Genomic DNA, 9195 nt, shown 5'->3' with positions numbered 1-9195 from the left:
GGGCCGTGCCAGCGCCAGGGCCAGGGCCGCGACGAGGAGCAGCTGGAGGATCAGCAGCAGGTGGCGCTTCAGCCAGTCGAGCCACGACTCGTCGCGCTCACGCTGCAACGTCCGCCGCCACAACAGCAGCGAGGCCACGGCGACCCGTTGCCGCTTGGGCCGCAGCAGATAGAACAGCCCCACCAGCACCATGAGCGCCAGCCATGCGAATGCCAGCGGCGCGGCCCAGGTCATGCCAGCACGCGATGCGCCCGCAATCGCCGGAGCAGCACCTCCTCGACCGGCCACTCCGACTCGATGGGGATGTAGCGTGCGTGCCGCCGGTGGCAGAAGGCCTGTAGCTCACTGGTCCACTCCGCCACGGTGGCCCGAAAGGCCGCCAGGAGCGCCGAGTCGCCGTAGAGGTTGAGGCTGCCGCCAGTCTCGACGTCAACCAACTCGACCTCCTCGGCGAAGTCCGTCTGCACGCCCTGCCCATCGAGCACGTGGATCACCACGAGCTCATGGCCACGCTCGACCAACATGCCGATGGCCTCGGTGGCGTCGTCGGCGAGCAGATCCGATATCAGAACCGCCACCCCGTGCGGCCCGCCGCGAGCGCCATGGGCGCGCGCCGACGCGGCCAGACGGGTGGGGCCGGTGGGCGACTGGGCGTCGAGAAAGTCGTAAAGGCGGCTCGCCGCCGCGCGGCCCTGCTGGGGTGGGAAGTGCTGGGTAGCGTCGCCGCCGATCAGGGTCGCGGCCAGATAGTCGTGACTGGTGAGCGCCACCCAACCGAGCGCCGCCGCCAGGCGCTGGGCGACCTCGAACTTCGGTGGCCGGCCCGTCGCCATCGAGGCGCTGGCATCCAGGAACAGGTGGACGACCAGCGTTTCCTCGGACTCGCGGACCTTGACGAACAGCTCGTCGCTGCGGGCGTAGACGTTCCAGTCGATTTGCCGGAAATCGTCGCCGGGCGTGTAGGAACGGTAATCGGCGAAGTCGATGGACGATCCCGATTTACGGCTGCGGCGTCCGCCCGTGTGGAGGTGCCCATGTGGCCGGGTGGAAACGACGGTGAGGCGCTCAAGCTGGGCGCGCAGCCCGGCCTCCGGAGCGAAGGCCGGTTCGGCCCGCCGGGCCATGGTGTCTCAGCCGCCGTCCGGGCGCGTGGTCATGAGAATCTGGTCCAGCACGCCTTCGCTGGTCACCCCCTGCGCCTCGGCTTCGAAATTCAACAGAATCCGGTGGCGCATGGCCGGCTTCACCGCGCGCCTGACGTCGTCGAAGCTCACGTTGTAGCGGCCCTCCAGCAGCGCGTAGACCTTGCCGGCCAGCACCAGGGCCTGGGCGGCGCGGGGCGAGGCGCCGTAGCGGACGTACTGCCGCGTCATGTCGTGCGCCCGGGTGTCGGAGGGGTGCGTGGCCTTGACCAGCGTGACCACGTAGGACTCGACGTGCGGCGCGATGGCCACGCGCCGGGCAAATTCGCCCATCTCTATCAGGTCGTCGCCCGTGGCGACCTTGGTTACGTCGGGGACCTGGGCGCCCGTGGTGCGCCCGATGATTTCGCCCAGCTCGTCGCCCGAGGGATAGTCAACCACGAGCTTGAACATGAACCGGTCGACCTGGGCCTCGGGCAGGGGATAGGTGCCCTCCATCTCGATCGGGTTCTGGGTCGCCATGACGAAGAAGGGCCGGTCGAGCGCGTGGACCTGGCGGCCCACGCTGACCTGCCGCTCCTGCATCGCTTCCAGCAGCGCCGACTGGGTCTTGGGCGTGGCGCGGTTGATCTCGTCCGCCAGCACCAGATGGGCAAAGAGCGGACCGGCCTCGAAACGAAAGCCGCGGCGACCGTCGGCAGGCTCCACCAGGACGTTCGTGCCCGTGATGTCGGCGGGCATCAGGTCAGGCGTGAACTGGATGCGGCTGAAGCTGAGATCGAGCACCTGGCTGAGGGTCCGCACCAGCTGCGTCTTGCCCAGCCCCGGCACGCCCTCGAGCAGCACGTTTTGGCCGGCGATGAGGGCGACGACCGTGTCGCGGATGACCTCTGTCTGGCCCACGATCACGCGCGAAACCTCGGACATGATGCTGTAGGCGAGCTCGCGGAGATGCTCGGCGCGGCGTTCGGTCGTCATGGTGGTCATGGTGGCACCCTACGGAGTGGAGAAGTAGCGGTCGAGCAGAATCTGCCGGTCCGCCGGCAGCGCGCGGCTCATGTCGGGACGCCCCACCGCCGTGCCGCGGTTGCCCGCCGACGGCTCGTACTCGCGTGACACGTCCGTGCCCAGCTCGAGCACGGGCCGCATGACCGTCTCCTGCCCCTCGGCGGTCGGATCGATCTGCACGGTTTCGAGTCGGCCTTCGGCGTCCAGCCGTTGATTGGCGGCCAGGCCCTCGATGTTGGCCGGCACCTCCTGGCCTTCGGCCGCCGAGCCGCCCAAGCCGCCGCCTTCGCCCGCGGACTGATTCATCATGGCCGCGTTGCCGTCGGCGGCCATGCCGCCCTGCCCCGGCATCCCCGGTCCGTCCGCAGCGGACTCGCCCGGCAGTCCGGCGCCTGCCCCGGAGTCGGCGAGCATTTCGGCCAGTGCGGATTCGAGCGCCGCAAGCTCCTGCTGCATGGCCGCATTGCCGGCGGTCGATTCCTCGACGGCCTCGAGCATGCTGGCCAGCTCCTCGAAGCTGGAGCGAGCGTCGCTGAGCCGGCCGCTCTCCAGGGCGTCCGCCAGGTCTCCCAGGGGTTCCGCCATACGAGGATCCGCGGCTGCCGCGGCGGCCGCCTCGCCAAAGCGTTCCCCAAGCTCTTCCCGCTGGGCCGCGCTCATCTCCGACAGCTCGGCGGCGAGGCGGCGCAGCTCCGACGCCGCGGCCGCATACTCGCGATTGCCAAGCTCGCGACCCAGTTGCCGTCCCTCGTCCGACAGGCGCAGATGCTCCGAGGCTTCATGGAGCGCCTGCGCCGCCGTGCTGGCTTCGGGATCGAGCTGCGCCCGCAACTCATCGATCGCCGCCTGCATGCGCTCAATCTCCGCGGCGGTTGCCGGATCGAGCGCAGCCGCCGAATCGCCGGGCGCCGCCGGCGCCGGCGCCGCGGCGTCGGACTGCTCGGCATCGCCGCGGTCCAGGGAAAGCGGCGGGTTGATCGTGCGCCAAAACGGGGTAAACGTGATTGCGGCCGCCCACGTCGCAAGCGCGGCGGCCGCCAGGGCCATGACCAATAGATCGCGTCTGGAAACCCCGTACGGCATGGCCCCGCCGGGATTCAGGCGACCCGCGGCCGCCAGCGCGTCGGCGTGCTGCAACTCGCGCACGTCGGAATCGACGTTGCGCAGCTCGGCAATCGCCGTCGACAGACGCTCGTGCAGGCCCGCGCGGTTGTCGTAGGCCAGCGCCACGTCGTGGGGCGCCGGCACATGGAGCGCCACCGCGGCCAGCACGACGGCGCCGGCCAGCGCGAGGGCGATGCCGGACGGGACCAGGAGATCGGGACCGCCCAGCCACGCGGCCGGCACGGCGATGAGGAGCGTGCCGACGACCCCCAACGTGACCAGGCGCGGCGCCAGGGCCAGCGCGCGGGCGCGCTGTCGTCGGCGCGCCAGTTGCAACAGCCGCAGGCCCAGCGCCTTCCGGCCGTAGGCCGTCCCACGAAACGTGGGACGTGGCAGCGAAACGCCCAACCATGCCGCCCGGCGAGCGCTGGCGTTGATCATCCGAACTCCGGTCGATGCCGGGCGTGTGGCCCGCGAGGGGCCTCCGCTGCTTCGCACGCGGGAAACGCGCCCTGCCCCGGCGGGGCAGGTAGCAGCGAGCCTAGCATCGGCGCGCCGCCGCCTCCGTGGCATTCCCACCGGATGGCTCGGCCCGGCCGGCGTCCTTCCACGCCGCCGCGTCGGCCAGGAGATCGCGTGCCACGCGCCGTCCGGCCGTGGTGCGGCTGCCGCCCATGGCCGCGATCTCTTCGACCACGGCGTCAGGGTCCAGCCGCCGCACGTCGGTCACGGTGCCCGCCGCCTCCTCGTGTTTCTCCACCACAAAGTGCGTGTCGGCGAAGGCGGCGACCGAGGGCAGGTGGGTCACGCACAGGACTTGGTGAGCCCGCGCCAGCCTGGCCAGCTTTTGCCCGACGACGTCGCCGCTGCGACCGCCCACGCCCACGTCGATCTCGTCGAAAATCAGCGTGGGCGTCTCGTCGGCGGCGGCGAGCGCCGACTTGAGCCCCAGCAGAATCCGCGACATTTCCCCGCCCGAGGCAACCGCGGCCAGCGACCGCACCGGCTGCCCGCGGTTCACGCTGAGTTGCATCTCCCCCGCGTCCACACCCGATCGGTCGAAGGCCACCGGCTCCGCGCCTTCGTCGAGCACAAGCCCGGCGGCATCGGTCCGCGTTTCCAGCGGAAACTCCACGGCGGCGTCGGGCAGATTGAGGTCCGCCAGTTCGCGGGCAATCACGCGCGTCAGCCGCTTGGCGGCGGTCAGCCGGCGCGCGCGAAGGTCCTGCGCGGCGCGCGCAAGATCCGTTTCAAGGGCAGCCTGCTCGGCGGCAAGTCCCCGCCGCCGGTCGTCGGCGGCGCCCAGTTCCGAGAGCCGGCGACGCGCATCGTCGGCAAAGCCGAGCACGTCGGCCAGCGAATCGCCGTATTTGCGCTTGAGCGTCTCCAACACGTCGAGCCGCGCATTGATTTCCTCCAGCCGGGCCGGATCGGATTCGATGTCCGCGGCATAGGCGGCAATGGACTGCGCCGCGTCCGTGATCACCGCCTGCGCCTCGGCTATCTGATCTACCGCGGGCTTGACGGCCGGATCGAGGTCGGCGATCTCGGCGAGCGTCGCCATGGCCTCGCCCAGGCGGTCCACCGCCGCCCCGGCGTCATCGCCCGTCAGCAGGCGCTCGGAGATGCCGGCAAGCTCGCGCAGGCGCTGCGCGTTGGCCAGCACTTGGCGCTCCACGCGCAGCGCCTCGTCTTCGTCCGCCGACAGGCCCGCCCCATCGATCTCATTCACCTGGAACGTCAGCAGGTCGATCAGGCGCGCGGTCTCGCGGGCGTCCCGCCGCAACTCCGCGTCTTCAGCCTTGACGGCGCGCCAGTTATCGACGAGTCTCGCTACCTCTTGTCGCTCCCGCGTATGGCCGCCATAGCGGTCGAGGTACTCAAGCTGTCGCGCGGCGCGAAAGAGTGATTGATGCTCAACCTGCCCGTGGATATCGATCAGGTGGGGTCCCAGCTCGCCAAGCGCTCGCACCGGAACGGCGCGCCCGTTGACGCGCGCCACCGAGCGCGCCACGCCGTTGACGATCACCTCCCGCGAGATGAGCAACGACTCGTCCGGCTCGATGCCGTACGCCTCCAGCGTGGCGGCGAGGCCCGCGCTCTGCGGCGGCGTAAACACGCCGTCCACGTAAGCTGCCCGCGCACCGGCGCGCACGTCGTCGGGCCGAGCGCGGCGACCCAGCAGCAGATCGATCGCGTCGATCAGGATGGATTTTCCGGCGCCCGTCTCGCCGGTCAACACGTTGAAACCCGGCTCCAGCGCAAGCTCGACTGCGTCGATCAGGGCCAGGTTCTGCACGCGCAGCCGGAGCAGCACGCGAGCCTAGGATTCCGAGTTTGAGGGACGCGCCAGCTGATGGGGGACCCGCCAGCGCAGCTTCTCCGCCAGCGTGGCGTAGAAATAGGTGCGCGACTGCACCCGCGCGAATTGCGCGATGTGTTTGGATGCGCGGCACACCACGCGATCGCCGGCGTCCAGCAGGTATTGCGTTTGGCCGTCGATCGACAGCGTGGCTTCGTGGGTGGTGCGCACGCCGATGTCGATGGTGACGTCCCGGCCCACCACGATCGAGTTGGCCGGCGTCAGAAACGGCGCGATTGGGGTGACGACAAGCTCGCGAACCTCGGGATGCAAAATCGGCCCTCCGGCGGCCTGGGTGTAGCCGGTAGTGCCGGTGGGCGTCGCCACGATCACGCCGTCGGCGGTGTAGGTGGTGAGCTCGGCGTCGTCGATGCGAACCTCGACCTCGATGACCCGGGCGATGCGTCCGCGACCCACCACCACGTCACCGGCGGCAATGCCGCGAGCCTCGGCGCCTCCGTTGCCGGTGTGGGTCCAGTCGATGAGCAGGCGGGGCTCGATCCAATAGCGGCCCGCCACGAGGTCGGGCAAGCGGACATCGAGGTCGGCGCCGCTGAATTCGGTGAGAAACCCAATGCGACCGTAGTTGACGCCGGCGCAGGGCACGCCGAACGGGGCGGCGGTGCGGGCGGCGCGCAGCACCGTGCCGTCGCCGCCGAAGGTCAGGAGGAGATCGGAGCCCTCGATCGCGTCCGGTTCGTCGACGATCTCGAACGACGACGAGGACCACGCGTCGACGCCAAGGTCTCCAAGCCGCTCGCGCACGCGGTCGGCGTGGCGAACAGACGCCGCGATATGAGGCTGGTAGAGCAATCCAACGCGCATGGCATGGCCCGTCGCCGACGTTGCCGCATTCTAGTGGGGCGCGGGCCACGGCGGCGCCAGGTGTACGAATGTCTCCCGGTTGCCGCCGGCGCCGGGCACCGGACTGGGGCAGGTTGCCACCTCGACGTAGCGGGCGCGGGCCAGCCACGTGCGATAGCTCTGAAGCACCGCCTCGCGCTGCGCCTGGCTCTTGACCACGCCGTCCGGGGGGACGCTTTTGCCCGGCAGCTCGAACTGGGGCTTGAGAAGCACGATCATCCATTGCGCCGCCGGCGCCGCGCGGACCAGGGAGTCGAGCACGTCGCGCAACCGGATGAACGCCAGGTCGGCGACCACCGCGTCAACCGGTGGCTCGATGGCGGCGAGATCCCGCACGTCGGCGCCTTCGCGCACGTCAACCCGCGGATCGTCGCGCAGGGCCTGAGCGAGTTGGCCGTGCCCGACGTCCACGGCGACCACGTGCGCGGCGCCGCGCTGGAGCAGCACGTCGGTGAAGCCGCCGGTTCCGGCGCCAACGTCGAGCACGCGGAGGCCGCTCGGATCCAGGCCGAAGTGGTCGAGGGCGAATGCCAGCTTGCGCCCGCCGCGTCCCACGTAGCGCGACGCCTCCGGGTCCACCTCAATGGCCGCGTCGGACGCCACGGCGCGCCCCGGTCGCCTGGCCACCTCACCGTTGACACGCACGAAGCCGTCACGGACGTATTGCCGCGCCTGGGCTCGGGTGGGCGCCAGGCCGCGATGGACCAGCTCGACATCCAGCCGGCGGTTCACCGGCGGCGGCTAGGTTTCGAGGGTGCCCTTGGTGCTGGGCACCTGGCCCTCGCGGCGCGGATCGAGCGCGGTGGCCGCATCGAGGGCGCGCGCCAGCGCCTTGAAGATCGCTTCGGCCTTGTGGTGGTCGTCGCGCCCGGCGAGCAGCCGCACGTGCACCGCCGCGCCAAGGTGACGAGCGAACGATCCGATGAAGTGCTCGATGAGCGAGGTCTCGAGGTCGCCGATCGCGTCCTGCTTGAACTCCGCGTCGAACGACAGGTGGTCGCGCCCGGCCAGGTCAACGGCCACGTTGGCCAGCGCCTCGTCCATGGGCACGGTGGCGTCGGCCATGCGGGCGATACCGACGCGATCGCCGAGGGCGTCGTTGCACGCCTTGCCGAGGGTGATGCCGACATCCTCGGCCGTGTGGTGCCCGTCGACGTTGAGATCGCCCGCGGCGTTGACGTCGAGGTCGAACATGCCGTGCTTGGCGATCTGGGCCAGCATGTGGTCCAGGAACCCGATGCCCGTGGATCCTTCGAACTGGCCGTTGCCGTCGATGTCCACGGTCACCGTGACGTCGGTCTCGTCCGTTGTTCGCTGGACGGAGGCGGTGCGGTCAGCCAATGCGGGCGACCCCCCGGTGCGCGAGTTGCGGAGCCATTGTAGTCACGGGCCGGCGGGGTTCTGACGGCGCTCCGCGGCCCGCGCGTGGCCTTCCAGCCGTTCCGCCCGCGCCATGCGAGCGGCCACCGGCGCCAATCGCTGGGAGTCGTCCGCGTCGAGCCGCACCACGCTCATGGACTTGAGGAAGGCATGGACCCCGCACGGCGACGCAAACCGCGCGGAGCCTCCGGTGGGCATGACGTGACTCGGACCGGCCACGTAGTCGCCGTGCACCTCGGGCGAGCCGGCGCCGACGAACACGCCGCCGGCGTTGCGCACCCCTTCGAGCAGCCGCTGCGGATCGGCCACCAGCAGGCATAGGTGCTCGGGCGCGTATTCGTTAGCCAGCGTCACGGCCTCGTCCAGATCCGCCACGACGCCCACGCCGCCCCGGGCGGCAAAGCTGTCGGCGGCGACCTCCTGACGCGGCAGCGAGTCCAGCTGGCGCTCGATTTCTCGGGCGATTTCAGCGGCAAACTCGGCAGAGTCGGTGAGGGCGATGGGGCTGGCCGGGCCGCCGTGCTCGGCCTGGGCGATGAGATCCGCCGCCACATCCGCCGGATCGGCGGTCGCGTCGGCGATCACCACGGTCTCCGTGGGTCCCGGCAGCACGCTCACCCCGGTGAGCCCGAACACCTCGCGCGTCGCGAGCACAACCCAGGCGTTCCCGGGGGCGACGACCGCGTCGCAGCGGGGCACCGACGCCGTGCCCACAGCCATTGCGGCGATGGCCTGCGCGCCGGAGACCAGGAATGCCCGATCGACCTCGGCCACGTGGGCGGCAAGGGCGATGACGGGATCGATGCCATCCTCGGCGGCAGCCGTGCAGACCACGGTCTCGCGCACGCCCGCCACGCGCGCGGGGATGGCCGTCATCAGCACCGACGAGGCCAGCGGACCGGAGGCGCCGGGAATGTGAATCCCGGCTCGCTCGACGGGAATCCAGCGCTGCCCGACGCCGCTTGCGTCGTCGAAGAAGTCCCGCGGCATCTGGCGCTGGTGAAAGGCCCGGATGCGTTCGGCGGCGGTTTCGAGGTCCGCCGTCAGGTCGGACGGAGCCTTCTCGCGCGCGGCTGCCAGCTCCGCCGGGCTTACTTCAAAGTGTGAGGGAATGTGGTCACCGACCTTGGCGGCGATCGCTCGCAGCGCCTCGTCGCCGTCGGCGCGCACGCGCTCTACGACCTTGGCGACGAACTCCCGTGGGCTCAGCGACTCGCCAAAGACCGCCGACGCGCGTTGCCGCGCCGCCTCGTCGACCACGGCCAGCTCACCGTGCCTGGCGATCAGCTCCCGGCGCACGGCGTCGGCGCCGTGAACCACGCGAATACTCACGGC

The 9195-nt window shown here is 70.7% G+C and carries 9 protein-coding genes; all 9 read right to left on the bottom strand.

Translation table 11 applies throughout. From position 1 onward, the window contains the following. The coding region (locus OXG33_03150) for a BatA domain-containing protein (GenBank protein ID MCY4112924.1) at positions 1 to 234 on the bottom strand (234 nt) is incomplete at its 3' end. Next, positions 231 to 1124 (bottom strand): DUF58 domain-containing protein, encoded by an 894-nt coding sequence (locus OXG33_03145; protein MCY4112923.1) that lies wholly within the window; start codon positions 1122 to 1124, stop codon positions 231 to 233. The genes OXG33_03150 and OXG33_03145, both read right to left, overlap by 4 nt. Positions 1125 to 1130: 6 nt before the next feature. Next, entirely contained in the window at positions 1131 to 2120 is a 990-nt protein-coding gene (locus tag OXG33_03140; GenBank protein MCY4112922.1) for an AAA family ATPase, read from the bottom strand. A gap of 18 nt (positions 2121 to 2138) precedes the next feature. Beyond that, positions 2139 to 3695 carry a hypothetical protein gene (locus tag OXG33_03135; protein ID MCY4112921.1) on the bottom strand — a complete coding sequence of 519 codons (1557 nt, stop codon included), beginning with the start codon at positions 3693 to 3695 and terminating at the stop codon, positions 2139 to 2141. Between the two features lie 100 nt (positions 3696 to 3795). Next, the gene (gene recN / locus OXG33_03130; protein MCY4112920.1) at positions 3796 to 5571 is read right to left on the bottom strand and encodes a DNA repair protein RecN; all 1776 of its coding nucleotides are present in this window, start codon (positions 5569 to 5571) and stop codon (positions 3796 to 3798) included. A gap of 6 nt (positions 5572 to 5577) precedes the next feature. After that, positions 5578 to 6441: an NAD(+)/NADH kinase gene (locus OXG33_03125; GenBank protein MCY4112919.1), complete on the bottom strand. Its 864-nt coding sequence runs from the start codon at positions 6439 to 6441 to the stop codon at positions 5578 to 5580. Between the two features lie 30 nt (positions 6442 to 6471). Then, positions 6472 to 7212, bottom strand: coding sequence for a TlyA family RNA methyltransferase (locus OXG33_03120; GenBank protein MCY4112918.1), 741 nt, complete (start codon positions 7210 to 7212; stop codon positions 6472 to 6474). Between the two features lie 9 nt (positions 7213 to 7221). Further along, positions 7222 to 7821 (bottom strand): imidazoleglycerol-phosphate dehydratase HisB, encoded by a 600-nt coding sequence (gene hisB, locus OXG33_03115; GenBank protein ID MCY4112917.1) that lies wholly within the window; start codon positions 7819 to 7821, stop codon positions 7222 to 7224. Positions 7822 to 7863: 42 nt separating this feature from the next. Continuing rightward, complete coding sequence (gene hisD, locus OXG33_03110; protein ID MCY4112916.1) at positions 7864 to 9192, bottom strand: histidinol dehydrogenase; 1329 nt, start codon at positions 9190 to 9192, stop codon at positions 7864 to 7866. Positions 9193 to 9195 lie beyond the last annotated feature (3 nt).

The sequence above is a fragment of the Chloroflexota bacterium genome (assembly GCA_026708035.1).
Lineage (GTDB): Bacteria > Chloroflexota > UBA11872 > UBA11872 > UBA11872 > JAJECS01.
This window is presented reverse-complemented; position numbering and strand designations above follow the sequence as displayed.